The sequence below is a fragment of the Pseudomonas sp. Pseusp9 genome, from assembly GCF_059491265.1.
The window spans coordinates 4,323,542-4,349,291 of sequence record NZ_CP168500.1; the positions used below are offsets into that span (position 1 = coordinate 4,323,542).

A 25,750-nucleotide genomic window follows, 5' to 3' on the forward strand; every position below is an offset into this window, starting at 1 on the left:
CGATGAGTGTCCGCTGGTTTGCTTTGTTGTTTCTGTTTTTTGCCATGGCTGCGCAAGCCGACGCTCCGCGCACCTTCACCGAAGCGAAAAAGGTGGCATGGAAGCTCTACGCGCCCCAATCCACCGAGTTTTACTGTGGCTGCAAGTACACCGGCAACCATGTGAACCTTGCCGCCTGCGGTTATGTGCCACGTAAAAATGCCAAACGCGCATCCCGCATCGAATGGGAGCATATCGTTCCGGCCTGGCAAATCGGTCATCAACGCCAGTGCTGGCAAGAGGGCGGACGCAAGAACTGCACCCGCCACGACCCGGTTTACCAAAAGGCCGAGGCTGACTTGCACAACCTGGTGCCCAGCATTGGCGAGGTCAATGGCGATCGCAGCAACTTCAGTTACGGCTGGCTGCCCGAGCAGTCCGGACAATATGGTTCCTGCCTGACCCAGATCGACTTCAAGGCCAGGAAAGTCATGCCCCGCCCGTCAATTCGCGGCATGATCGCCCGTACCTACTTTTATATGAGCAACCAGTATGGCTTGCGTCTGTCGAAACAGGATCGGCAACTGTTCGAAGCCTGGGACAAAACCTATCCGGTACAGGCCTGGGAGCGCCAACGCAACCAGAGCGTGGCGTGCGTCATGGGGCGCGGCAACCAGTTCGTCGGCCCGGTAGACATGAAGGCCTGCGGCTGAACCCAGACTACGCCTGAAACACAAAAGGCCTCGGAACTGAACACCCGAGGCCTTTTTTGTTTCTTCAACGTCTGCGCTACAGAATGTTATTGAGCAGCCGGACGCTCGAGCATCAGCAATTCGATGTTCTGTTTCTTGGAGCGAGTGAGCGCCGCACGGACTTCATCCTGCTTGGCTTGCGCCTCGGCTTTGGAATTGAACGGCCCCATCAGGATTCGCGTATTGCCATTGTCCTTGACGATGCTGGACATGAAACTGTGCTCGATCAGCCAGCCACTCAAATCGCTGACCGCCTGAGGGGTTTCACCCCGCACTTCAAGATCCCATTGCGGGCCGGACACCGGCGCGGGTACGGCAGCCATGGCCGGCTTGGGCTTCGGCGCATCCACACTGCTGCCCTCGCCGCACCCCGCCAGCGCCAATATCGCGATTACCAGAACCATTTTGCGCACGGCGTTTCCCTCTAAATGCATAAAGCGGCGATTTTAACATCCATGAATACTTCACGAGTGCCGTAAAATGGGCTCAAAACTACGAGAATGATGGTTGCGGCCTCTGTATAGTTACTCCTTGGGAATTAATGTCGCATCTGCGCGTCAGAAAGAGGCACCCAAACCGTGAGACTTCGCACTAATCTATACATACCACCGACCTCTGCACTGTCCGAATCAGGTGCCCCACATAGCAATCAAGGAGAAGACCATGCTGATACTCACCCGCAAAGTCGGTGAAAGCATAAACATAGGTGATGACATTACGATCACCATTCTGGGCGTAAGCGGCCAGCAAGTCAGGATCGGCATCAACGCCCCGAAGGACGTTGCAGTGCATCGAGAAGAAATTTATCAGCGCATTCAGGCCGGTCTGACCGCCCCGGAAAAGCCGCAATCCTGAATTCTGTTGCAGTCAGTAGCCAGCCCGTTCAGTCCGGAATCACGGCTGGCTAAAGATTCAGCATCGCTTCGCTTCCGCTTGTTTTCCCACACACGCTTCCAGGGGTCGATACTAGCGACAAGCTCAACGCCCTGGCTGTCAGATCTTTCTGGTTTGTACCAAGGAAGGGCGCGTTCGCTCTGTGGTTAACCGAACATCACGCCACGCGCCATGCCAGTCGCCGCCACCACCATCAACAACACCAATAGCGCCTGGACATGACTGATCCGTGCAAACAGCTTCGCACGGCCAGTATCGACAGCCACTTTACGGCCCAGTGCCATCCGCCATTTGATCAAGGTCACCATTGGTGCAATTTCCAGCAACAGGATCAGTACGAACAGGGTCATCTTCAGATGAAACAGCGGCTGATGCAGGTAATAGTCCGTGCCTTTCTCGTACCCGCCAAAGGCTCGCATCCCCCCGCTGACCAGCAAGACGACAGCTGAAATACCCCAGACATTGTCCGCTATCAGAACACTGCGCACTTGCGCGGCCCCATCGGCCAAACGTCGAAAAGCGCTGCCTCGAACCAGCACCGCCCAAAACCCCAGGGCAACTGCCAGAAGATGAACCGCCGCCAGTAACCAGTGAGTCAGCATCGAGAAGCTCCTGCCAGATCGAAGTTGTATGAGCCTGTCAGTAGTAGCCCATGAAATGGTTGCTTGCACGGCAACGGTGGGCAATGTCCTGAACACAATATGACAGACCAACTAGACTCCACTGCGCTGGTATCGAGCATTCGCGGCAGTACCAGCCCCCAACAGCAACTCACTCTCACTCATTGAACTGAGTAAACAAAATCATGTGTAAATCATGTGATTCAAGCTCTGCTTCAAACACAACAGGCCGTCGTCGTTTTCTTCAATTTGCCGGATTGAGCGCAGGCGCCCTGCTTCTGACCGGCACACTGCCCGGCAAGATCATCCAGGCAGCCGAAAAAGCGACAGCCCCACCAAAACCTCAAAACGTAATCAGTCCCGATATGGCATTGAAAAGACTGATGGAGGGCAACGAACGCTATATAAGCGGTACTTCCACGACGCATGATTTCAAGGCTGAGCGAGAGGCCCTGGTATCCGGTCAAAATCCGTTCGTGGCAGTACTGAGTTGCTCTGACTCGCGGATCGCCCCGGAATACGCGTTCGACACCGCGCGCGGCGATCTTTTCTCCATCCGCGTCGCGGGCAACTTCGTGACCCCGGAAGGCCTGGCCAGTCTTGAATACGGGGTTGCCGTACTTGGCGCCCCGCTGATTCTCGTACTGGGGCATGAGAGCTGCGGCGCCATCGAGGCAGGTATCAAGGCCGTGAAGGATCATACGGTATTCCCAGGCCACATCCCGAAACTGACTGATGCACTCAAATCGGCTATCGAGACAGTGATGAAGCAACCCGGGAGCTTGATGGAAAACGCCACCGCACAGAACGTCAAAAACTCTGTCAACAGCCTGAAACAGGCATCGCCCTTGCTGACCGATGCCCAGAGCAAGGGCATGCTGAAGATCGTGGGAGGAGTCTATCGCCTGGCGAGCGGCAAGGTAGAGCTGATCGCCTGAACCGCGGTACGCACATCGCCCGCATCGGAGCAAAACCCCGCATGCAAAGAGCCCAGCGCGGTGGCTGGGCTCTGTTTATCTTCGGTTTTCCATCATTTTGTCCGCAAGGGTTTTGGCCCTCTCGATCAACAGGTTTTGCCTGTCTTCATGAGTAGCCCCGCCAACAACCGGGGCAGTCAAATTGCTTTCGGCAATCAATGCAGCGCAGAAATATTGATCCCAAACAGTCTTGTCCACAGATGCCTGCTTGATGATTTGATCGGCGTTCATGGGCGGCTCCTTTCAATGAGGCAGCACTACTAGTTTACGCCGGAATGGCAAATAAACCGGGCTATCACCCACAGTGGCCCGCCATTCGTCGCCTGCGAAAATCCAGCGAAGAAATCACTCGCATCCGTGGCTTGAGGATTGCAAAGTACGCGCCTAGCAGCGCCGGAACGACATAACTCTGACGCCGCAGCCATTCAATCAATGCTTAAGGACTCCAGCGATACGCTTGGTCAGTCACCGGGAGATGTAACGTGTCAACGCTCAACGAAATCGCAATGAACCACGCGAGAATGGCTAAGGAAAAGGCAGCAGAGTCGACCGAACTGAGCGAGCGGCACCTCCAGATCGTAAGGAACTTCGAGGTAGCGTCCATTGAAGTACAGCAGAACATCCCAATGCACCTGATCGCTGGAGCGCAGGAGGGCCAACATGGCATTGCGGCGACCTTTGCCCTCTGACTGCTACTGAGGCAGGCGACGATCTTAACGATTGACCTGGTCATCACGGGTTGCCCGGCATTGGTTCAGCAACCGTCGCACCTTGAAGGCCCGATGCTACTGTAGGAGCGAGCCTGCTCGCGATGGTCGTTAACGATGCCGCGTGTTTACTGACTAAACGCAGCGCGCTTGAGACCATCGTCGGAACGCCGCCCGGAGCAAGCTTGCTCCTACAGGATCCTTGACTGAACAGCATTAAACCTTTCGGTGAGCCCTTCCAGGCCGCCAGCAGAGCGGATTTTTTCTGTCAGACGCGATGACTCAATGTTTGATCGCTAAAAGTTACTTCACGGCATACTTCGCGCCATGTGGATCGTTCAGTTTTGCCTGCAATAGCCCCCACTCGCGCTGAATGATCGAGTAAGGAATAAAGATGCTGATCCTCTCAGCCCCCTTTACCCCGGGGTGATTGCTCACATCGTTCAGAGTGGTTGAGTAGAAACCGATATTGATGCCGACAATACAGCCGTCGCTGGCGAGGACCGGCCCACCCGACATGCCCTTGACCAGCGGGGCATCATGAATGGCATAGAGATCACCGCTGTGCTCATCGGTATTGACGAAAGGCGTTTGATACACCTTGCCTTTCCCCGCAGTGGTCATGAGGTAAGGACTCGCCCCAACGGCAGTTATGCTCTCGCCCACGCGCGGCGCGCGCCATGATGGGTGGTGGCCGCCGGCCTTGTGCAGGATGAAGACGAGATCGCAGCCTGTGCTGCAGCTGTACTTCACGTTTGGGATGAACGGAGTGTGGCGGGTGGTTACGGCATAGTCCTCGTTCCATTGCACGGCCGAGGCCATGTATAGATACGGTGCAGGAAAGCCCGAATAGACTGAAAAATATGAGTCATTAGTTGGCCCCGAAAAGTCGGGCCTTACGATGCCGTTGCATCCTGCAGTTACAGCTCCAATTAAAAAGTAGGCCATGATCTTGATCATGATATATCACCGACTTAATTGGGAGAGCGTGACTGTTTTTTTGTTGTCAGCATTTTGACTTTTGTCGAGTTGCAGTACTCCTCGCCACTTGTGCTAGTTGGACGTTTCCTTACTTATGGCTGAGCTTGTAATGACGCGTATGAATAAATTGCGCTAAGGTCAATCGCTTTTCGAACAACTGCAAAAATTCAAATATTTGGCGCCTGAAAAACATTAAATACGAAGCAAGAAAACAAGAGTAGCTATCGTTTATGACGCCCACCTGAATCAATCGCAATACCCGTCACCCACAAGAGCGACAAGAAGCCTGATGCTTGGCACAAGCAGTTGCTGCTCTCGGCTCATCTGCTGAAATAGTGCTACTTGGTGGCTCGAACATACATAGCAAGCCTGCTGGTAACTCCAAAGGGAGTAATTATCCAGGGCGAGAACATTTACACGAGAACCAATCGCTCAATCGGGCAGGTCAGCGTGAATGGTGGCTCGTTAGAAATTAATTCGCGATTGCGCTTGAATCCCGATAGCCTCTTGTGAAGATTTTCTCAGTGTCAAATCCTGCTCGGAGCGATATGTGCGAGCAGGTCAATGAGCCAACGGCAGTAAAGGGACAACGCCATCACAATGAAAATAAAGAAATATCAACACTCGCCTTCGACATCCCAAGCCCTGTTGAAAAAACACCCTCCCCCAAATCACTCATGGCAAAACCACGACCCTGGACGCTCAACAAAGTAGAATGTTTGCTGATTAGCGACGAAACGACTATCAACTTAATTCCCACGCAATGCATAGTGCCGGACTTATTGGCAAGTGGCGCCGAACGCGTGGTAAGCAATTAAAAAATACTTCCAAGGTTAAACAAGGACCTTGGTAACTACAAAGGATTACGCATGTGTCTCGGCAGGCCATAAGCAAAATTCAAGAAAGTTACCACAGGTGATAACCTCTTTTGGCCAGCAAAAAATCGCGGTTACTGCCTCACCCAGGTAATACTTCCTGATTGAGCCTGACATCACGGAAACATGTGACCATCTACCAAATGAACTTTGGGAGCTTCGCCCAGAAATGAGCTGGAAATGGTAGTCGGCGCAATCTGCCCTTGATCGCCCGCGTCGGTGATGGCGACAATTCGTTGAACATCCTCTGGGTCAAGTCGGCCAGCCTGGCTCGCCCACGTGCATTGCCACAAGGGGCCACGACGGTAAGGGTTCGCCCCGCCAGCGACTTCCGGGGGAGCTGCGTTTAAAGCAGCTGGCGAGGCGAACGACTAAACGTTAGCTGAATTGCTTGGCTAATCGCCTTCATCCTGTCTGAATGCGTGACTACCCTGACCAGTTGCTGGCCATTCAGTAATCCATCTGAAACACACCAGGCCGGGCAAGCGGTCATGACTTTACCCAGCGCTGCGCCAAGTGTCCCGCACAGAATCCCGAACAAAATCAACATTGAGTCTGCCGGTAAACGGCGGGCAGCGGCCCGAAAAGGCACGGAAGCGGACACTGCTGGACGCCAAGCTGCATTGGAATGCAGTGACGGCAGATTACCTTACCAAGCCATTTGCCCAGCCGACGAGCGCGGCGCCCTTGAAGCGATCGATAAGAATGAAGCATTCATCAAGATGACGCTTGCGGTAATGATGGCGCCGGAAGGGCCATCAACAGAAGCAGATTTTTTGATCTCCTGTACGACGAGTTCGGAAAAGCCTGCTAAATTTTTGCAGCTGTTACAAACAATTGCGCTGAATTACTGTATCAACCTCCGATCGGGAGTTACTGCAATGGAAGTCATGCGTAGCATCGCAATCATCAGCTGCGTTTTGAGCGCGGCCTGGCTAGTCGCTTTGTTCCTCGGCGCTTGTTGTCAGCTTCTTCAAATTGGCCGGAACTGGATCAACGATAGCGCTGATCCAATCCAGAACAACCCGGTTCTGGATCGTGTATTGGATTTTTTTGCCCTTAATTACGATGACCGGCTTACCCATAGCCTGCTCATCATTTGCATGATATTGGCTTGGCCAGTCAGCCTGATACTTTTCTTCCCTATGCTTTCGACGCTCCGCGCAAAGGAGCGAGTTCGTCGTGAGAAAGCACAGCTCGGCAATTCCGACTCAACTCAGTTTTTGGCTAACGAGTCCGCAGCAGCACAGACATCAGCTACAGAGACTCATCAGCCAATCAACGCTGATTTCCATTCCCACCCGGTAATCTCCGCGAAGTCCCGCGAACTCATTTGAAATGTGTAGGCGCGAGTGCCATGGCGTAAGCCTGGCACACCGCCAACGCAATCAATCCGTGTTCGGTATTTTACTTTTCGCCGAGTGAAATGCAGGCCTGCTCCAGCAGCTGAACTGGCAAGGCTTCTGGCACACGCCGACATGCCCCCCCCCACCACGACCAGGCCTTGCCGTCGTTTACACGGTTGCGGACATGGTTTTCTCCAGTCATAAAAAACCCGCACTTGGCGGGCTCCGGGAAGGATCGGCAGCAGCTGCGACTCATGCTGCCGGTGTACTTAACATTCGATTTTCAGAAAAATGTAATCGTTCCCGGACGTACTTTTGACGCCTGAAATCGATCGTTGGCTATTCATTTCTTCCTGCTACCATCAGGGAACGGATGATCTTTAACATCGGGGATACCATGAGCAGCGCGAACAAACATGGATGGAAATGGGCATATCACAAACTACGCGGGCTGCACTGTTCGCGCTCAACAGCCCTGTATCGAGCGACCCGCTTTATTTTTTGTGGCGATACAGGAGCGTTTTCCAGTGAAGACAACTGGCAGAAAATACGTCTTCGACGCTAAGCGCGTTGCTCTCCCATGCTTTGCGCCAGGCATGAAAAACTGCGCAGGGCCCTATTGAGGACAGGTGCAAAAACGCCGGCTTTGGTGCCGGCGCACGGAATGACCTGATGCAGCTGCTGCGATGTGATGGGCATGCTTTCTCCAAACAAAAAATCCCGCACTTGGCGGGATCGGAAATACATAACCCGCATCAAGCACCCTCCCTATTTCACCAGTTCCTCCACCAGCGGACATCGAAATGGGCGCCCTACCAAATGCAGTTATACTCAATAACGATGACATCACCCGAATCCTGCTCCATGGCGCATCGTTCCCAGCGGACACCGTGAAAACTGTCGTCGCCGTCAGTCTTCATCATCCGTCCTTTACTCTGGCAGTAACGCGAATAGCGGCAATTTTACGCAATGATCGGTAAAGACGCGCCGGCTAACCCGGTTCACTACCAGGTCGTCAGCAAGGGCGAGAACGCCTATCACGTCATCTCGCGCTCGACTGGCAAGGTGCAGGGCTTGCGCTTCACCTGGAAAGCGGCGATCAACCTGGTCAGGTGTTGGAAGCACGAGCCAATAATGTAACGCGGCGGTCGTTTGCCCAAAGTTTTCCCAAACACCAGACAACAAAAAAGGGCCCACCTTTCGGTGGGCCCTTCCAGACCGCCCAGCAGAGCGGATTTTGTTTGGTAGGCGCGATTGGACTCGAACCAACGACCCCCACCATGTCAAGGTGGTGCTCTAACCAACTGAGCTACGTGCCTGCTGTGAGGCGGCATTCTACGGAATTCCTGAGGGGTGTCAACACCTTTTTTCGAGCTAACCCTATGAATATGCGAAATATTTAATTTCACGGGTACAAAGAAGATTTTCCGGGTGGCTGGCGGCCGATTTTCAACTCGGGTAGGATCAACGCACTCGTAAAATATATTAAACAGAGGCTGCAGGATGGCGAACACTCCCTACCCAGAGTCCTACTACGCCGCATCGGCCAATGCGGTCCCGCCGCGCCCGGCGTTGCAGGATGACGTCGAGACCGATGTCTGTGTGATTGGCGCCGGTTATACGGGGCTGTCCTCTGCCCTGTTCCTGCTGGAGAGTGGCTTCAAGGTCACGGTGCTCGAGGCCGCCAAGGTGGGTTTCGGGGCGTCCGGGCGTAATGGCGGCCAGATCGTCAACAGCTATAGCCGCGATATCGATGTCATCGAGCGCACGGTCGGCCCCAAGCAGGCGCAGTTGCTGGGGCAGATGGCCTTTGAAGGCGGCCGGATCATTCGTGAGCGCGTCGCCAAGTACAACATTCAGTGCGACTTGAAAGACGGCGGCGTGTTCGCCGCCATGACCGCCAGGCAGATGGGGCACCTCGAATCCCAGAAGCGCCTGTGGGAACGATTCGGCCATACCCGGCTCGAGCTCATGGATCAACGTCGGATTCGCGAAGTAGTGGCGTGCGATCAATACGTCGGCGGCATGCTCGACATGAGTGGCGGACACATCCATCCGCTCAACCTGGCGCTGGGAGAGGCGGCAGCGGTCGAGTCCCTGGGCGGGACGATCTACGAGCAGTCGCCAGCCATACGCATCGAGCGTGGCGCTACCCCCGTCGTGCACACTCCGCAAGGTAAAGTCAGGGCCAGGTTCATCATCGTCGCCGGTAACGCTTATCTGGGCAATCTGGTGCCGGAACTGGCTGCCAAGTCGATGCCTTGCGGCACACAAGTGATTACCACCGAGCCACTGGGCGAAGAATTGGCGAAGGCCCTGCTGCCTCAGGATTACTGCGTCGAAGACTGTAACTACCTGCTCGACTACTACCGTCTCAGCGGCGACAAGCGCCTGATTTTTGGTGGCGGCGTGGTATACGGCGCGCGGGATCCGGCGAACATCGAAGCGATCATTCGACCGAAGATGCTCAAGGCGTTCCCGCAGCTCAAGGACGTGAAGATCGATTACGCATGGACGGGCAACTTCCTGTTGACCCTGTCACGCCTGCCTCAGGTCGGACGCCTGGGCGACAACATCTACTATTCCCAGGGCTGCAGCGGCCATGGCGTGACCTACACGCACCTGGCGGGCAAGGTCCTGGCCGAAGCCCTGCGTGGCCAGGCCGAGCGTTTTGACGCCTTTGCCGACCTGCCCCACTACCCGTTCCCCGGCGGACAAATGCTGCGCACCCCGTTCGCGGCGCTGGGTGCCTGGTACTACGGATTACGGGACAAGCTCGGCGTGTGACCGACAGATGCAAAAAGGGCCGCAATGTGCGGCCCTTTTCATATGGCAATGTTTTACAACCGGTCCCGCGCGATACCGCTACGAATCCGCAGGATGTCCGCCAGCACCGCCAGGGCAATCTCTGCTGGCGTCTTGCTGCCCAGGTTCAGCCCGATTGGCGCATGAATCCGCCCCAACTCGACGTCCCCCAGCCCGCCAATGCGCCGCAACCGCTCGAAGCGCTTCTGCGAGGTCTGCATGGAGCCCATCACGCCGATATAGAACGCCTCGGTGCGCACCGCCTCCATCATCGCCAGGTCATCGATACGCGGATCGTGGGTCAAGGCCACCACCGCCGTGTCGCTGTGGCAGCCGCCATCGGCAATGAACACCGACGGCAGTTGGCGGCGAATCTCCACGTTTTCCAGCACGACGCCTTCCAGCACTTCGTCCCGCGGGTCACACAGGATCACTTCGAACCCCAGGCCCACGGCAAACTCCGCACAGGCCTGGGCGACACTGGAGTACCCCGCCAGCAGCAAGCGCTGGGCCGCGCCGACACGCACTCGCACCCGATCGATTTCACGCTCGATACGCACACCCTGCTCACGGTCATCGAACAGACTGCGCGCACCGCTGAGCAGATCAACCTCGCGGATCAACCGACGCCGGCCCAACAGCGCCGACTCCAGCTCGCGCAGATGCGCTTGCACCTCGCAATCGGCCTCAAGCTTCTCGACCAGCACATCCAGCACCCCGCCGCACGGCAGGCTGACGCGCGAGCGTGGATCGTCGCCTTCACCGTAACGAACAACGCAGACCGGCTGCAGAAACGCGCCCTCGGCGACTCGCTCGAGAAAATCTTCCTCGACGCAGCCACCCGACAGCGAGCCAATCCAGCGCCCATCGGTGTTCACCGCCAGCAGCGAGCCCGGTGCGCGCGGCGCCGAGCCATAGGTGGCCAGCACCGTACACAGCCAGATACGCTGACCGGCCGCCGACCACTCCAGCGCCCGGCGCACGACTTGCAGATCGAGATGCTGCATATCAGTGCGCCTTGTGCTCGAGCGGCGGCGCATCGGCCCGCAACTTCTGCACGTCGTTCACCGCCAGATCATTCGGCTGACCGCCCCATCCCTGACGCAGGTAGTTCAACAGGTCCGTAAGTTGCTCGCCGCTCAACTTCTCGGCGAACCCTGGCATCGGCTGCATGTGTTCGAAACCGGAGAACTTCTGCTCACCGATACCGTCGTCGATCACTCGCACCAGGTTACGCGGATCTTCCAGGCGCAACGTGGTGTTGCCACGCATGGCCACGGCGATGTGTGGTTTACCCTCGCCGCCCGGCGCATGGCATCCGGCGCAGACGTTCAAATATTCCTGACGGCCGCGCTGGGCACTTGCGCTCAGCTTGTCCAATGGCACTTCGGTGAGTACTTTCGCCGCTGGCGGCTGATCGCCGAGCAGGAAAGTCGCCATCGCCGCCAGATCCGGATCGTTGAGGCCCTGGGTGCTGTTGTGGAACACCGGGAACATCTCGTTGAACATCGTGCCCTGGGCGCTCATGCCGTGCTTGAGGAACGAGCTCAGGTCCTGATGATTCCAGCCACGAGCCGCCAGGTCAGTGGCCAGCAGGTTCGGCGCCAGATAACCGTTGAGAAGGCCACCGGTCATGCGCTTGTCCTGCTGCATCGCACCCGGCAAGCCGCGTGGCGTATGGCATTCGCCGCAGTGGCCAAGCACGTCGACCAGGTACTGGCCGCGCTTCCAGGCTTCGCTCTTGCCTTCGGCCGGCTCCAGCTTCACGTCCTTGCCGTACATCATGTTCCAGCCCATCAGGCCCAGGCGCACGTTGAACGGGAAGCTCAGGCTGGTGACCGGCGCTGCGCGCTCGATCGGCTCGACGGTTTTCAGGTAGGCATGGATCGCGTCGGAGTCGGCACGCGGCATCAGGTGATACGAGGTGTACGGCATCGCTGGATACAGGTTTGCGCCATCGCGGCGCTTGCCTTCGGTCAGCGCGGCAAAGAACTCGTCGTCGCTGTACAGGCCGATGCCGTGCTCTTTGCTCGGGGTGATGTTGGTGCCATAGATCGTGCCGAACGGCGAAACGATCGGCAGGCCGCCCGCAAAGGGCGCGCCGCCCGGCGCGGTGTGGCACGCCATGCAATCGGCAGCGCGGGCGAGGTATTGACCTTGCTTGACCTGCGCATCATCGGCGTGGGCCAGCAATACAGGCGCAGCCAGGCCGACCGCCAACGCCAGGCGGCTGAGTAGTAGCTTCATGCTTAACCCTCCTTGACCAGGCCGAGATCGGTCAACACGTTGCGCGTGGCGCTGTAGTAGCGCACGTATCCGGTGCAACGGCAGATGTGATGACCGAGGCTGTCCTCGATGACTTTTTCCAGCTGGCTTTTGACGATGGGCTGACGCTGCAGCTTTTCCACCAGCACGGTCGCGGCATTCACGAAACCCGGCGCGCAGTAGCTGCACTGGAAGGCGAATTCATCGACAAAACGCTGCTGGATCGGGTTCAACTCGGTGACCTTGCCCTGCTCGTCGCGGGTCGCATGGCCTTCGATGGTCCGAACCTTCTTGCCTTCGAAATAGTGCGCGCCAGTGATGCAGGTGCGCACTTCTTCACTGGTGCCGTCGGGATTGTCGACGATCACCACGCAGGCGTGGCAGATGCCCTGGCCGCAACCCAGGCGCGAACCGGTGAGGTTCTTGTACTCGTGCAGGTAATCGATCATCGGCAGGTCATCAGGGATGTCCACCGGGCCGACGGATTGACCGTTGAGGGTCAGTTGAAGCGGACGGTTAGCCATTGAGGGCCTCCTTGATGCGTGCAGAAGTGATAGGCAGGTCGCGGACACGTTTACCGATGGCATGGGCCACGGCGTTGCCGATGGCACCGACCACCGGGATCATCACCACCTCGGCGATACCCTTGGACGGGTCGCTCGGCGACAGTGGCGGCAGGATGTCCGCGGTCTGTTTCCACACCGCAACGTGACGCGCCATTGGCAGACGGTAACGGTTGAAGTTCCAGTCACCCTCCCCCGGACCGCCCTCATACAGCGGCATCTCTTCCATCAACGCATGGCCGATGCCCATGGCGATACCGCCTTCGAGCTGGCCCTTGACCAGTTCTTCCACCAGCACCCGACCGCACTCGACCCACGAATGGTGATTGAGCACCGACACTTCAGCCGAACCTTTGTTGACCTTCACTTCCACCAGCGTCGCGACCGGGCTGTAGTAAGTCACCGCCGCGTTGTTCAACTGGGTTGCCGGGTAGGCGATGTTCTGCCGATCCAGCAAATGGAAACCGGTGCTGTTCATCTGCGCCTGCTTCGCTTTTGGCGCACCGTCACCGTACTTGACCGCCAGCCCATCGAGCGGCAGACGCTCACGCACGCCGTCGATGCTGAACTCGGCCTCGGCCCAGCTCCAGCGGTTGAAACCATGCACGGTGGCGCCAGTCACCAGCCCGCGCTCGTGGGCACGTTTGGCCAGCATCGCGAACGGCAACGGCTCCATGCCGTTGGCGGTGAGTTTGCCGTCGACCCAATGGGCGTCTTCGCGGCGCACCACGTAAGGGTTGGCCTGGCCGCCGTAAGGGCCTTGTCGCCAGATCTCCAGCGCCGCCGGCCACAGGCCGTGGTTGAACAGCACGCGCGCCGCTTCACGGGTGGCGTGGCTGAAGTAATAGGCGGAGTTGGTCGCCGACGACGCCGAAGCGATCTTGCCGACCCAGCGCGGGTTACGCAGGAAGTTGTCCTGCTCGGCCTGGCTCATGATGTAAGGGTTGCCGCCGGTGATCAGCTGCATTTCCTTCCAGTCGGTTTCGCCGGTCTTCACTTCGTGCGCAGGCAGACCGAGGAAGTCAGCCACTACCATCGCTTGCGAAGTGGACATGCCGGTGCCGATCTCGATACCGATGTGACGCAAGTTGATGCGCCCTTCAGCGGTGAACTCGATGCTGGCCATCGGCGCTTCCGAACCGGTACCGAAGTCTTTCTGGCAGATGGCGAAGCCGATGCCGTACCAGTTGTCCGGATCGGCGGCTTCGCGCTGCTGCTTGATCGCGTCGCGGTTTTTCCAGGTGTCGTGGACTGCCGCCTTGTCGAGAATCTCGTGCAGGCGCAAGGCACCGGCCGGGATCGCGCCCTGGGTGTTTTTCATGCCCGAGCGCAGCGCGTTCTTGCGGCGCAGCTCAATGGCATCGACGCCGAGGCGATCAGCGATTTCGTCGACCATCATTTCGGTCGACGCCATGCTCTGCAGGGTGCCATAGCCACGCATCGACCCGGCTTCTACCGCGCGGGAATGGTAAGCGGTGACCTGCAGATCGTTCTGCGGCATGTAATAGATCGATTGTGCCGCCGTGGCGCCCACCGCAGCCACCGAAGGGCTGTAGTTGATGCGCCCGCCACCGTCGACGCTCATTTCAGCGCGGAAGATCTTGAAGCTGTAGTCGTTCTTGTCCACCGCCAGTTGATAGCGAATGTCGAACGGGTGACGCTTGATGCCGCTCTGGAACTGCTCGTAGCGGTCGTTGGCCAGGCGCACCGGCACACCGGCGCCGTACAGCGCCGCGAGGGCTGCGTAGTAGACGAAAATGTTGTGGTCCTTTGAGCCATAACCGACGGTGTAGCCCGGGTGCATGTTCAGGTTGGCCAGGCCGAAACGCGACGGCGCGATCATTTTCGCGGTTTCGGTCGCTGCTTCCAGCGGGCACTGGGTGGCAACCACGAAATGCAGGGTCTTGGTGGCCGGGTCGTACCAGCCGTTGCCGTTGTCCGGCTCCAGGGCCGCCGGCTCGATCGACGGGGTCTTGTAGCGCTCATCGAACACCAGCCAGTTATCCGGCGGCGCATCGATCTGCTGCTTCATGCGCTCGGCGTAGAACAACCCGCGCTCGGTCAGGTTGCCGTGCAGGTTCGGCTGGGAGTTCCACACCGGACGACGGTTTTTCAGCATCGGGAACAGGATCGAGTCCTTGAGGCTGGCGAACTCGTCTTCGTCCGCCGAGGTCGCCCCGCCAACGCGCACGTAACGGAAGCTGCCGTACGGATCGCCTTCATAGAACGGCACCTGGGCACCGTAACGAATTGCCTTGTCATTGAACTTGAGCTTGTTCTTGGCCTGACGGAAACGCTCGAAATCGTTCCAGATCAGGATCGCCACGGGGTGCCCGATGAACATCGGCACCTTGCCGGCCGGCAACAGTGGATCCGGTGCATGCTCCTCAGGGAACACGATACCGTCCTTGACCAGGTCTTCGGCGGTGACGATGCGGTCCGGCTGCAACTCGGCACCGAGCCATGAAAGGTCCAGCCCTGCGTAGATGCGGTCTGCCTTGACGGTCTTGAGCAACATGGCGTGGCCTTGCTGCTGCGGCCAGCCCGGCATGTCCTTGGCGCGGATGTCGCGGGCAAAGACCTTGCTGCCGCAGACCTTGGACAAGGCATCGTTACGGGCGCGTGCCTTGCCATTGTTGCCAAGCCACTGCTCGGACGGCACGGTCACGCTGTTTTCCATCAAGGCGGCCAGCGCCTGGCTGCTCAATGGCGCGAGCGTCACGCTCACACCCGCTACCAGCCCGCCCTGAAGGAACGAGCGCCGGGATATATCACGGTTGGACATGGATCATCCTCTGGGCGGTCATGGAGTCCGCCCTTCTGATTATGTACTGGAAATCTCGAGTCTGCAGAAGCCCTTCTGGACGTAGCAAAGGGCTGTAATGACAGTGCGAAGCTGACCGAAAGGTTAAGTTTATAGGCTTACGACCTTGCGGAAAACCAAAAACTGACCAAAAGATCAAAAAACTGCGGCTTTTTGGCGCAGCGCATTGAGGATGTCGACGAGAGCAGGAATCGCCCTGTCGCGCTCACGCACAAAATGGCTCTATCCGGGGGACAGACATACAGAAAGGACTGACAGGAAAAGTACGGGAAGGGAGAAATCAAATTCCAGAAACAAAAAACCCCGGTCTTTCGACCAGGGTCTTTGCTATCGACTCGAAGCAGCCAGTGGCTTCTTCGTAGCTCCAAGGCGTTCAGTTGGCCTTGAGGCAGATATGGCGCAGCGGACGGGACTCGAACCCGCGACCCCCGGCGTGACAGGCCGGTATTCTAACCGACTGAACTACCGCTGCGTATCGCTTTGAGCAGATGCTCAAGTAACTCGTCTGATTGAAAACTCAGTAGCTTTTCAATCTCGAGCCAGGCGAACCTGACTCGGAAAAATATGGCGCAGCGGACGGGACTCGAACCCGCGACCCCCGGCGTGACAGGCCGGTATTCTAACCGACTGAACTACCGCTGCGCGTCGGTGGAGGCATTTCAGCCTACCTCTTGCTTTCGCAAGTATCTCGGGAGTGGTGGGTGATGACGGGATCGAACCGCCGACATTCTGCTTGTAAGGCAGACGCTCTCCCAGCTGAGCTAATCACCCGTTTGCATCTCCGAGGCCGCGAAATTTACGCAGGTAGCGAACCTAAGTCAATACCCTGCTTGAAGTTTTTCTGAAAAAGACAAAATCGTGTCATTCCGCATGAGGCTGGCAACCATCAGACCGCTTCGCGAGCAGGCTCGCTCACAGTGGAACGCGGTACACATGTGGGAGCGAGCCTGCTCGCGAAGACGGCGGCACATTCAACATCGATGATGAAGACTGCGCCCTTGTCCGATTACTCGCTGTAAATCATCTTCTTGGTCATGCCGCCATCAACCACGAACTCCTGGCCAGTGACAAATCCGGCATTCCTCGACAGCAGCCAGGCCACCATCGCCGCGACATCCTCAACCGTCCCCACCCTGCCCGCCGGATGCTGGGCATGATCGGCCTCGGTCAATGGCACGGCACGCCGCACCGAGGGGTCGCGGGCGTCGATCCAGCCAGGACTGACAGCATTGACCCGAATCTCCGGGCCAAGGCTGATGGCCAACGCGTGAGTCAGGGCCAACAGACCGCCCTTGCTCGCCGCATAAGCCTCCGTATCAGGTTCCGACTGCCCGGCGCGGGTCGAGGCCAGGTTGACGATGGCACCGCTGTGAGCGCGCAGGTAAGGTGCGCAGTGCTTGGCCAGCAACATAGGCCCACTGAGGTTCACCGCCAACACCCGGTTCCAGTGCGCCAGATCCAGGCTTTCCAGCGTGATGTTGTGCGGATCGGCAACCGCCGCATTGCACACCAGCGCATCCAGGCGCCCGAACTGGCCGAGCACCTCGGCCACGCCCAGCGCGACCTGCCCTTCGTTGGCGACATCCATGGCGATGAACCAGGCGTTGTCGCCCAGCACTTTCGCCACTTTCGAACCGCGCTCGCGGTCCAGATCCGTCAGCACGACTTGCCAGCCTTCGCTGATCAGCCAGGCCGAGATCCCCAGGCCAATGCCCCGCGCAGCACCGGTCACCAGCGCTACGCGGCCATTCGAGCCCGTGGTCGGCGCAGCCAACTCGATCACAACGCAGCCAGGCCGCGCGCCAGATCGGCTTGCAGGTCCGCCACGTCCTCCAGGCCGACCGCAATGCGGATCAGGCTGTCACGAATGCCCGCCGCTTCACGCTCCTGCGGCGCCAGGCGTCCATGGGACGTGGTGCTCGGGTGCGTGATGGTGGTCTTGCTGTCACCCAGGTTGGCGGTGATCGAAATCAGACGCGTGGCATCGATAAAGCGCCAGGCGCCTTCTTTGCCGCCCTTCACCTCAAAACTGACGACGGCACCAAAACCCTTCTGCTGACGCAGCGCCAGCTCGTGCTGCGGATGGCTCTTGAGGCCGGCGTAATGGACTTTCTCGATGCCTTCCTGCTGCTCCAGCCACTCGGCCAGCTGCTGGGCGTTGGCGCAATGCGCTTTCATCCGCAGGTTCAGGGTTTCCAGGCCCTTGAGGAAGATCCAGGCGTTGAACGGGCTCAAGGTCGGCCCGGCAGTACGCAGGAAGCCCACCACTTCCTTCATCTGTTCGCTGCGACCGGCGACCACGCCGCCCATGCAACGACCCTGACCGTCGATGAACTTGGTGGCCGAGTGCACGACGATGTCCGCGCCCATTTTCAGCGGCTGTTGCAGTGCCGGTGTGCAGAAGCAGTTGTCGACCACCAGCATCGCGCCTTTGGCGTGAGCGATTTTTGACAGTTCGGCGATGTCTACCAATTCGGCCAGCGGATTGGACGGCGACTCGACGAAGAGCAATTTGGTGTTGGCCTTGATCGCCGCATCCCAGCCGGACAGATCGGCCAGCGCAACGTAGTCGACTTCGATGCCGAAGCGCTTGAAGTACTTCTCGAACAGGCTGATGGTCGAGCCGAAAACGCTGCGCGACACCAGCACATGATCACCGGCGCTGCACAGGCTCATTACCACGGCCATGATGGCCGCCATGCCGGTGGCCGTGGCCACGGCCTGCTCGGCGCTTTCCAGCGCAGCGATGCGCTCTTCGAACGCGCGCACGGTCGGGTTGGTGTAGCGCGAGTAAACGTTGCCCGGTACTTCGCCGGCGAAGCGCGCAGCGGCGTCGGCGGCGGTACGGAATACGTAGCTGGAGGTGAAGAACATCGGATCACCGTGTTCGCCTTCCGGCGTACGGTGCTGACCGGCACGTACGGCCAGGGTATCGAACGCTACACCTTCGAGGTCGCTGTCCAGCCGACCGGCATCCCATTCCTGACTCATGCTGTCACTCCTTGCCCTGCTCTTGATAGATAAAAGTCTTTTTGCCAGATACAAAACCGGCCCCTCAGGGCCGGTAGAAACTCAGTTGTTGTACAGATCGATGATCGCACTGACTGCCTGCGTCTTGACCTTGGAGGCATCGTTGCGTGCCTGTTCGATCTTGTTCAGGTAAGCCTCGTCGACGTCGCCGGTGACGTACTGGCCATCGAACACCGCGCAATCGAACTTGTCGATCTTGATCTTGCCGCCACCGACCGCTTCGATCAAGTCAGGCAGATCCTGATAGACCAGCCAGTCGGCGCCGATCAGGTCGGCCACGTCCTGGGTCGAACGGTTGTGGGCGATCAGTTCGTGGGCGCTCGGCATGTCGATGCCATAGACGTTCGGGTAGCGAACCGCTGGCGCCGCGGAACAGAAGTAAACGTTCTTCGCGCCGGCTTCGCGGGCCATCTGGATGATCTGCTTGCAAGTGGTACCGCGAACGATGGAGTCATCCACCAGCATCACGTTCTTGCCGCGGAATTCCAGCTCGATGGCGTTGAGTTTCTGGCGTACGGATTTTTTCCGCGCGGCCTGGCCCGGCATGATGAAGGTCCGGCCGATGTAGCGGTTCTTCACGAAGCCTTCGCGGAACTTCACGCCCAGGTGGTTCGCCAGCTCCAGCGCCGCGGTGCGGCTGGTGTCCGGAATCGGGATGACCACGTCGATGTCGTGATCCGGACGCTCGCGCTGGATCTTCTCGGCGAGTTTCTCACCCATGCGCAGACGGGCCTTGTAGACCGACACGCCGTCGATGATCGAATCCGGACGCGCCAGGTAGACGTGCTCGAAGATGCACGGGGTCAGGGACGGGTTGGTCGCGCACTGACGGGTGTACAGCTTGCCTTCTTCAGTGATGTAGACCGCTTCGCCGGGAGCCAGGTCGCGAATCAGGGTGAAGCCGAGCACGTCCAGGGAAACGCTTTCCGAGGCGATCATGTACTCGACGCCTTCGTCGGTGTGACGCTGGCCGAAAACGATCGGGCGGATGCCGTGCGGGTCGCGGAAACCGACGATGCCGTAGCCGGTGATCATCGCTACGACGGCATAACCACCGACGCAACGGTTGTGCACGTCAGTGACGGCGGCGAACACGTCTTCTTCGGTTGGCTGCAACTTGCCGCGCTGGGCCAGCTCGTGCGCAAACACGTTGAGCAGCACTTCCGAATCGGAACTGGTGTTGACGTGGCGCAGGTCGGATTCGTAAATCTCCTTGGCCAGTTGTTCAACGTTGGTCAGGTTACCGTTGTGCGCCAGGGTGATGCCGTAAGGCGAGTTGACGTAAAACGGTTGAGCTTCGGCCGATGTCGAGCTGCCCGCGGTCGGATAACGCACATGGCCAATGCCCATGTGGCCGACCAGGCGCTGCATGTGACGCTGCTGGAACACGTCACGCACCAGACCGTTGTCCTTGCGCAGGAATAACCGGCCATCATGGCTGGTCACGATACCGGCAGCGTCCTGGCCGCGGTGCTGGAGGACGGTTAGCGCGTCATACAGCGCCTGATTGACGTTCGACTTACCGACGATACCGACGATGCCACACATGCGACGCAACCCCTACTTAATGGATCTGAACTGAGCACTACTCACTGAGGCGTTTTGGCCATCGGCAAGAGTTGCTCCTTGAACGGAATATCAGCGGGTACGCTGATTCCGCTGGCAAGCCACCGACTGCTCCACCCGAGGATCAGGTTTTTGGACCAGTCGGCGACCAATAGAAATCTTGGCACGAGCTGTGACTCTTTCCACCACCCGTCCTGCTGTACCGGCCCCAGGCTCAACAGCCCGACGGCAGTAACCACCAGCAACCCGCCACGCGCGGCGCCGAAGGCCATGCCGAGGAATCGGTCGGTCCCGGAGAGCCCGGTGACGCGAACCAGTTCGCCGATAAGATAATTGATCATTGCGCCTACGATTAAAGTGGCGACAAACATGATGGCACAGCCCGTGATTATACGGGCCGACGGTGTTTGAATGTACCCGCCGAGGTACTCGGACAGTGAGCCACCGAACATCCAGGCGACGACTCCTGCGATGATCCAGGTCACCAGCGACAGGGCTTCCTTGACGAAGCCGCGGCTCAGACTGATCAATGCGGAGATGGCGATGATTGCTACGATCGCCCAGTCAACCCAGGTAAATGGCACAGTGCAGCCTACAGACGGATAAGGCGGCGCATTTTAGCAGAGCCCATGCTTATCGGTAAGCTGCGATTGTCAGTGCATTGCATATCGAGGCGATAGTTTCAGCCACGTTCCGGCTGAAAGCGCACGACAAACCCCTTGAGGTTCTGCTGGCGGTTGAGCAAGTCACGCAGACGGTCGGCTTCGGCACGCTCGATCAGCGGCCCGACAAACACCCGGTTTTTGCCGTCGGCGGTACGGATGTAGGCGTTGTAACCCTGGCTGCGCAGGGTTTTCTGCAGCTTTTCCGCGCTTTCACGGTTCGCCAGACTTGCCAGTTGCACCGACCAGCTGACAGACAAGCCATTGGCATCGACACGGCTTTGCGTGGTGTCCGGCTTGCCCGGTGCCGCTGTAATGGGCTGGGCAGGCGCTGTCGCAGGTTTTGCGGCCAGAGCCGGCGCCGGTGCAACCGGTTTGGCAGCCGCAGGGGTAGCCGGAGCTGGCGCCACCGGCGCAGTTGGCACTGCCGATTCTTGCTGGGCGATTTCGTCATCGCTCGGCACGGGTTCCTGAGGCAAGGCTTGCGGCTCAGGCACCGCCACAGGTTCGACCTGCACCTGAGGCATCACCGGCGCCTGCGGAGCTGCAGGCGCTTCGACCGTCACCTGGCGCTGTTCGTCCTGGCGGGAAAACAGCATCGGCAGAAAAATCACTGCCAGCGCAACCAACACCAGAGCGCCGACCATGCGCTGCTTGTATGCCTTATCCAGCAATGCCATTTGCCGCGTCCTCCGTGGAGCGCCGGGCCAGCCATTCAAGGGCCTCGGCGACACAATAAAATGATCCGAACAACAGGATTTCGTCATCGTTCGTGGCTTGGGCGCACTGCCCTTCCAGGGCGGCCGCTACGCTCTCGTATGACGTGACCGAAGCACCCAACCCCTGCAATGCATCGTGCAAATCCGCAACCGGACGCGCCCGAGGCGAATCCAGGGGTGCGACAGCCCAGTGCTGGACACTAGCATTCAATTCGCCGACAACACCACCCAGGTCCTTGTCCGCCAGCAGCCCGAACACCGCCAGTCGCTTGCCGACCGGCGGGCGACTGGCCAGGCGGCGAGCCAGATACTCCGCCGCATGGGGGTTATGCCCCACATCCAGCAACAGGTTCAAGCGCTTGCCCTGCCACTCGAACTCACGGCGATCCAGACGACCGACCACCCCGGTTGCCTGCAGTGCTTCGATGATCTGCGCATCCACCCAAGGCAAGCCGAGCAACAAGTAAGCCTGCAACGCCAGCGCAGCGTTTTCCATCGGCAGATCGAGCAGCGGTAGGTCGTGCAACTCAACCGCATGCCCTTGCGCATCGACACCGCGCCACTGCCAGTTGTGATCGGTCATGCCGAGATCAAAATCGCGCCCACGCAGGAAAAACGGGCAATTGAGCTCGCGCGCCTTGTCCAGCAGAGGTTGTGGCGGATTCAGATCGCCGCAGAGCGCAGGCGCGCCCTGACGGAAAATACCGGCTTTCTCGAAGGCGACGGACTCTCGGGTATCACCCAGGTAATCCGCATGATCGACACCAATACTGGTGACCAGCGCCATGTCGGCGTCGACCACGTTGACCGTGTCCAGACGACCGCCCAGACCGACTTCCAGCACCACGGCATCGAGCGCGGAGCGCTGGAACAGCCAGAATGCCGCCAGGGTGCCCATTTCGAAGTAAGTCAGGGAGGTGTCGCCGCGCCCGGCCTCTACCGCAGCAAAGGCCTCGCACAGCTCGGCATCGGTGGCTTCGACGCCATTGACCTGTACCCGCTCGTTGTAACGCAGCAGGTGCGGGGAGTTGTAGACCCCCACCTTCAAGCCCTGGGCCCGCAGCAAGGACGCCACGAACGCACAGGTGGAACCCTTGCCGTTGGTCCCGGTGACCGTAATCACCCGAGGCGCCGGCTTGCCCAGTCCCATGCGGGACGCTACCTGCTGCGACCGCTCCAGGCCCATGTCGATGGCTGAAGGGTGCAACTGTTCAAGGTAGGCGAGCCATTCGCCAAGGGTACGTTGGGTCATAGGCTGACGGGTACCGGTGGAACCACGATCGGCTCGACAGGGGCAGCAACGAACTTCGGCGTCGGCAGGCCCATCATTTGCGCCAACAGGTTACCCAGACGCGGACGCAGTTCCTGACGGTCGATGATCATGTCGATGGCACCGTGCTCCAGCAGGAACTCGCTGCGCTGGAAGCCTTCCGGCAGTTTTTCGCGCACGGTTTGCTCGATTACACGCGGACCGGCAAAACCGATCAATGCTTTCGGCTCGCCGACAATCACGTCGCCCAGCATCGCCAGACTGGCGGAAACGCCGCCGTAGACCGGATCGGTCAACACGGAGATGAATGGAATGCCTTCTTCACGCAGACGAGCCAGTACCGCGGAGGTCTTGGCCATTTGCATCAGGGAAATCAGCGCTTCCTGCATCCGCGCACCGCCGGAAGCCGCGAAGCAGACCATCGGGCAACGTTTTTCCAGGGCGTAGTTGGCGGCGCGCACGAAACGCTCACCGACGATGGCGCCCATCGAACCGCCCATGAAGGAAAACTCGAACGCCGAAACCACGATCGGCATGCCCAGCAAAGTGCCGCTCATGGAAACCAGCGCGTCTTTTTCGCCAGTCTGCTTTTGGGCAGCGGTCAGGCGGTCCTTGTATTTCTTGCCGTCGCGGAATTTCAGACGGTCAACCGGCTCCAGGTCCGCGCCCAGCTCGGTACGGCCTTCAACGTCGAGGAAGATGTCGATACGGGCGCGGGCGCCGATACGCATGTGATGGTTGCACTTGGGGCAAACGTCCAGGGTCTTTTCCAACTCCGGACGATACAGCACAGCCTCGCAAGACGGGCATTTGTGCCAAAGACCTTCAGGCACCGAGCTCTTCTTGACCTCGGAACGCATGATCGAAGGGATCAGTTTGTCTACTAACCAGTTGCTCATGCTTTCTTTCTCCAGTACCGGCGGCCCGAACGCTCTGGTTCGCAGCCCCGTGTATGCCCTAGCGCTAAATTCATGTGTGCGGCGACGGTCGATGGACTGCCACGGTCAGCGCGAAACATGACCTGCGTGCAACCAGAAACCCTCGGACATGCCTGCTGTGTGCAGTGCATCCGCTTTGTACAGTGCAGTGGACGGCGGCAGTCTGCCAGCCGTCACATCAACAGGTGCTACCGCGTACCGCTTTGATGAATGCCTGAATCTTTGCGTGATCCTTGATGCCCTTGCTCGCCTCCACCCCGCCGCTGACATCCACGGCGTAAGGCCGAACGCGCGCAACCGCCCCGGCGACGTTATCCGGCGTCAGACCGCCCGCCAGAATGATCGGCTTGCTCAGGCCTTGCGGTATCAATGACCAGTCGAATGCCTCACCGGTTCCTCCGGGAATACCTTCGACATAGGCGTCGAGCAAAATACCGCTGGCGCCTGGATATGCATCACAAGCCGCCGCGATGTCGTCACCGGCCTTTACCCGCAATGCCTTGATGTACGGCCGGTTCCAGCCTTCACATTCAGCGGCGGTTTCGTCGCCATGGAACTGCAACAGGTCCAGCGGCACGGCATCGAGGATTTCCCCCAGCTCGCAACGACTGGCATTGACGAACAAACCCACGGTGGTCACGAACGGCGGCAACGCCTTGATGATCGAGCGCGCCTGCTGGAACGTCACCGCACGGGGGCTCTTGGCGTAAAACACGAATCCGATGGCATCCGCCCCGGCCTCGACGGCTGCCAACGCATCCTCCATGCGGGTAATCCCACAGATCTTGCTGCGAACGGCTGACATGTCGACATAACTCCAAGACAAATCCGGGAAAGTCCCGGATGGTAGCAAAAGCGTTCGAGGGCGTCAGCCGCCAAGTTCCGAGAAGCCGGTCAGGAAGTGCGGACCGATGTAGCGCTCGGGTAATTCGAATTCGTCACGGTACTCGACCTGGACCAGATACAAGCCGAATGGATGCGCCGTCACGCCACCGGTCCGTCGAATCCGGCTTTCCAGCACTTCTTTCATCCACTCCACGGGACGCTCACCGGCGCCGATGGTCATCAGCACGCCGGCAATGTTGCGCACCATGTGATGCAGGAAGGCGCTGGCGCGAATATCCAGCACGATCATCTTGCCGTGACGGGTGACGCGCAGGTGATGCAGCTCCTTGATCGGCGACTTGGCCTGGCACTGGCCGGCGCGAAAAGCGCTGAAATCATGGGTGCCGAGCAGGTATTGGGCGGCCTCGGCCATGCGCTCGACGTCCAGTGGACGGTGATTCCAGGTCACTTCTTCGTTCAGGTGCGCCGGGCGGATCTGATCGTTGTAGATCACGTAGCGATAACGCCGGGCGATGGCCTTGAACCGTGCATGAAAATGCGCCGGCATGACCTTGGCCCAACTGACACTGACGTCGTGGGGCAAGTTGATGTTGGCACCCATGGTCCAGGCCTTCATCGAACGCTCGACCTGGGTGTCGAAATGCACCACCTGTCCGCAGGCATGCACCCCGGCGTCGGTACGCCCGGCGCACATCAGCGAAACGGGTGAGTCGGCGACTTTGGACAAGGCGTTTTCGAGGGTTTCCTGCACGGTGAGCACCCCGGACGCCTGGCGCTGCCAGCCGCGGTAGCGCGAGCCTTTGTATTCGACGCCCAGCGCGATCCGGAAAAAGCCGTCGGCTGCCATTTCGGCGGCCGGGTTATCTATATTTGCCAAGGAGGGACAGCCTGCTGATGTACCAAAGGCGGGCATTATAAGGCCGACTGGAGGGGATGCCAGTACATCCGACAGTACAGCGTTGAATGTGGTCCCCTATCGCGAGCAGGCTCGCTCCTACAAGGGATTGGTGCCGAGCCCAATGTTGCGAACGACTTTGATCCAATGTGGGAGCGAGCCTGCTCGCGAAAATCCCAAGGAACACCGGCACTAACCAAACAAAAACGGCAGCCTCAATGGGCTGCCGTTCTGTC

General features: G+C 58.9%; 24 protein-coding genes, 4 tRNA genes and 1 pseudogene. 7 read left to right on the forward strand and 22 right to left on the reverse strand.

All coding sequences use genetic code 11. The features are described 5' to 3' along the window. Window positions 1-2 precede the first annotated feature (2 nt). On the forward strand, window positions 3-692 hold the full coding sequence (locus tag ACEN8E_RS19500; RefSeq protein ID WP_495589506.1) for an endonuclease: 690 nt from the start codon (window positions 3-5) through the stop codon (window positions 690-692). 86 nt (window positions 693-778) lie between these two features. Here ACEN8E_RS19500 and ACEN8E_RS19505 read toward each other — a convergent pair whose 3' ends face one another. After that, the gene (locus ACEN8E_RS19505) at window positions 779-1,144 is read right to left on the reverse strand and encodes an SPOR domain-containing protein (protein WP_495589507.1); all 366 of its coding nucleotides are present in this window, start codon (window positions 1,142-1,144) and stop codon (window positions 779-781) included. Window positions 1,145-1,394: 250 nt separating this feature from the next. Between ACEN8E_RS19505 and csrA the strand changes: the two genes are divergently transcribed. After that, the gene (gene csrA / locus ACEN8E_RS19510) at window positions 1,395-1,586 is read left to right on the forward strand and encodes a carbon storage regulator CsrA (protein ID WP_007975691.1); all 192 of its coding nucleotides are present in this window, start codon (window positions 1,395-1,397) and stop codon (window positions 1,584-1,586) included. Window positions 1,587-1,771: 185 nt separating this feature from the next. Here csrA and ACEN8E_RS19515 read toward each other — a convergent pair whose 3' ends face one another. Beyond that, window positions 1,772-2,227 carry a DUF2214 family protein gene (locus tag ACEN8E_RS19515; protein WP_495589508.1) on the reverse strand — a complete coding sequence of 152 codons (456 nt, stop codon included), beginning with the start codon at window positions 2,225-2,227 and terminating at the stop codon, window positions 1,772-1,774. A 203-nt stretch (window positions 2,228-2,430) separates the two neighbouring features. Between ACEN8E_RS19515 and ACEN8E_RS19520 the strand changes: the two genes are divergently transcribed. Beyond that, window positions 2,431-3,183 (forward strand): carbonic anhydrase, encoded by a 753-nt coding sequence (locus ACEN8E_RS19520; protein WP_495589509.1) that lies wholly within the window; start codon window positions 2,431-2,433, stop codon window positions 3,181-3,183. Window positions 3,184-3,258: 75 nt separating this feature from the next. On the opposite strand, the gene ACEN8E_RS19525 is transcribed toward ACEN8E_RS19520, so the two are convergent. After that, window positions 3,259-3,453 carry a hypothetical protein gene (locus ACEN8E_RS19525; RefSeq protein ID WP_007993363.1) on the reverse strand — a complete coding sequence of 65 codons (195 nt, stop codon included), beginning with the start codon at window positions 3,451-3,453 and terminating at the stop codon, window positions 3,259-3,261. A gap of 251 nt (window positions 3,454-3,704) precedes the next feature. Here ACEN8E_RS19525 and ACEN8E_RS19530 point away from each other — a divergent pair, with 251 nt between their 5' ends. Beyond that, window positions 3,705-3,911, forward strand: coding sequence for a hypothetical protein (locus ACEN8E_RS19530; protein ID WP_495589510.1), 207 nt, complete (start codon window positions 3,705-3,707; stop codon window positions 3,909-3,911). Window positions 3,912-4,232: 321 nt separating this feature from the next. Here the strand turns inward: ACEN8E_RS19530 and ACEN8E_RS19535 are convergent, their stop codons facing one another. Next, complete coding sequence (locus ACEN8E_RS19535; protein WP_495589511.1) at window positions 4,233-4,889, reverse strand: trypsin-like peptidase domain-containing protein; 657 nt, start codon at window positions 4,887-4,889, stop codon at window positions 4,233-4,235. A 1,387-nt stretch (window positions 4,890-6,276) separates the two neighbouring features. On the opposite strand from ACEN8E_RS19535, the gene ACEN8E_RS19540 reads away from it, so the two are divergent. Further along, window positions 6,277-7,122, forward strand: coding sequence for a hypothetical protein (locus ACEN8E_RS19540; RefSeq protein ID WP_495589512.1), 846 nt, complete (start codon window positions 6,277-6,279; stop codon window positions 7,120-7,122). Between the two features lie 609 nt (window positions 7,123-7,731). On the opposite strand, the pseudogene ACEN8E_RS19545 reads toward ACEN8E_RS19540, so the two are convergent. Further along, window positions 7,732-7,830 (reverse strand): annotated as a pseudogene (locus ACEN8E_RS19545) (glycoside hydrolase family 19 protein); the annotation flags it as partial. Between the two features lie 270 nt (window positions 7,831-8,100). Between ACEN8E_RS19545 and ACEN8E_RS19550 the strand changes: the two are divergent. Beyond that, window positions 8,101-8,271: a hypothetical protein gene (locus ACEN8E_RS19550; protein ID WP_495589513.1), complete on the forward strand. Its 171-nt coding sequence runs from the start codon at window positions 8,101-8,103 to the stop codon at window positions 8,269-8,271. A gap of 102 nt (window positions 8,272-8,373) precedes the next feature. On the opposite strand, the gene ACEN8E_RS19555 is transcribed toward ACEN8E_RS19550, so the two are convergent. Continuing rightward, window positions 8,374-8,450: transfer RNA gene (locus ACEN8E_RS19555), tRNA-Val, on the reverse strand. Between the two features lie 184 nt (window positions 8,451-8,634). Here ACEN8E_RS19555 and ACEN8E_RS19560 point away from each other — a divergent pair. After that, entirely contained in the window at window positions 8,635-9,918 is a 1,284-nt protein-coding gene (locus tag ACEN8E_RS19560; RefSeq protein WP_495589514.1) for an NAD(P)/FAD-dependent oxidoreductase, read from the forward strand. Between the two features lie 53 nt (window positions 9,919-9,971). On the opposite strand, the gene ACEN8E_RS19565 is transcribed toward ACEN8E_RS19560, so the two are convergent. The 16 genes from ACEN8E_RS19565 to truA all read right to left on the reverse strand — a co-directional run bounded on the left by ACEN8E_RS19565 (window position 9,972) and on the right by truA (window position 25,466). Continuing rightward, window positions 9,972-10,943: an XdhC family protein gene (locus ACEN8E_RS19565; RefSeq protein WP_495589515.1), complete on the reverse strand. Its 972-nt coding sequence runs from the start codon at window positions 10,941-10,943 to the stop codon at window positions 9,972-9,974. A gap of 1 nt (window position 10,944) precedes the next feature. Further along, complete coding sequence (locus ACEN8E_RS19570; RefSeq protein WP_495589516.1) at window positions 10,945-12,183, reverse strand: c-type cytochrome; 1,239 nt, start codon at window positions 12,181-12,183, stop codon at window positions 10,945-10,947. A 2-nt stretch (window positions 12,184-12,185) separates the two neighbouring features. Beyond that, entirely contained in the window at window positions 12,186-12,725 is a 540-nt protein-coding gene (locus ACEN8E_RS19575; protein WP_007982256.1) for a (2Fe-2S)-binding protein, read from the reverse strand. Next, window positions 12,718-15,549: a xanthine dehydrogenase family protein molybdopterin-binding subunit gene (locus ACEN8E_RS19580; RefSeq protein ID WP_495589517.1), complete on the reverse strand. Its 2,832-nt coding sequence runs from the start codon at window positions 15,547-15,549 to the stop codon at window positions 12,718-12,720. Before ACEN8E_RS19580 ends, ACEN8E_RS19575 begins: the two co-directional genes overlap by 8 nt. A gap of 434 nt (window positions 15,550-15,983) precedes the next feature. Continuing rightward, window positions 15,984-16,060 (reverse strand) — tRNA-Asp (locus tag ACEN8E_RS19585). A gap of 93 nt (window positions 16,061-16,153) precedes the next feature. Further along, a tRNA-Asp gene (locus ACEN8E_RS19590) sits at window positions 16,154-16,230 on the reverse strand. 53 nt (window positions 16,231-16,283) lie between these two features. Beyond that, window positions 16,284-16,359: transfer RNA gene (locus ACEN8E_RS19595), tRNA-Val, on the reverse strand. A 235-nt stretch (window positions 16,360-16,594) separates the two neighbouring features. Then, window positions 16,595-17,371 carry an SDR family oxidoreductase gene (locus ACEN8E_RS19600; RefSeq protein WP_495589518.1) on the reverse strand — a complete coding sequence of 259 codons (777 nt, stop codon included), beginning with the start codon at window positions 17,369-17,371 and terminating at the stop codon, window positions 16,595-16,597. Next, window positions 17,368-18,579 carry an O-succinylhomoserine sulfhydrylase gene (locus ACEN8E_RS19605; protein WP_495589519.1) on the reverse strand — a complete coding sequence of 404 codons (1,212 nt, stop codon included), beginning with the start codon at window positions 18,577-18,579 and terminating at the stop codon, window positions 17,368-17,370. Before ACEN8E_RS19605 ends, ACEN8E_RS19600 begins: the two co-directional genes overlap by 4 nt. Window positions 18,580-18,660: 81 nt before the next feature. Continuing rightward, window positions 18,661-20,166, reverse strand: coding sequence for an amidophosphoribosyltransferase (purF, locus tag ACEN8E_RS19610; protein ID WP_008016246.1), 1,506 nt, complete (start codon window positions 20,164-20,166; stop codon window positions 18,661-18,663). Window positions 20,167-20,207: 41 nt separating this feature from the next. After that, window positions 20,208-20,768: a CvpA family protein gene (locus ACEN8E_RS19615; RefSeq protein WP_495589520.1), complete on the reverse strand. Its 561-nt coding sequence runs from the start codon at window positions 20,766-20,768 to the stop codon at window positions 20,208-20,210. 98 nt (window positions 20,769-20,866) lie between these two features. After that, window positions 20,867-21,526 carry an SPOR domain-containing protein gene (locus ACEN8E_RS19620; RefSeq protein WP_495589521.1) on the reverse strand — a complete coding sequence of 220 codons (660 nt, stop codon included), beginning with the start codon at window positions 21,524-21,526 and terminating at the stop codon, window positions 20,867-20,869. Continuing rightward, complete coding sequence (folC, locus tag ACEN8E_RS19625) at window positions 21,510-22,817, reverse strand: bifunctional tetrahydrofolate synthase/dihydrofolate synthase (RefSeq protein WP_495589522.1); 1,308 nt, start codon at window positions 22,815-22,817, stop codon at window positions 21,510-21,512. The genes ACEN8E_RS19620 and folC overlap by 17 nt, the downstream gene beginning before the upstream one ends. Then, entirely contained in the window at window positions 22,814-23,734 is a 921-nt protein-coding gene (gene accD, locus ACEN8E_RS19630; protein ID WP_495589523.1) for an acetyl-CoA carboxylase, carboxyltransferase subunit beta, read from the reverse strand. The genes folC and accD overlap by 4 nt, the downstream gene beginning before the upstream one ends. A gap of 217 nt (window positions 23,735-23,951) precedes the next feature. Further along, a complete protein-coding gene (locus tag ACEN8E_RS19635) occupies window positions 23,952-24,578 on the reverse strand; it encodes a phosphoribosylanthranilate isomerase (protein ID WP_495589524.1) in 627 nt (208 codons plus the stop codon). A gap of 63 nt (window positions 24,579-24,641) precedes the next feature. Next, window positions 24,642-25,466 carry a tRNA pseudouridine(38-40) synthase TruA gene (truA, locus tag ACEN8E_RS19640; protein WP_032829430.1) on the reverse strand — a complete coding sequence of 275 codons (825 nt, stop codon included), beginning with the start codon at window positions 25,464-25,466 and terminating at the stop codon, window positions 24,642-24,644. Window positions 25,467-25,750 lie beyond the last annotated feature (284 nt).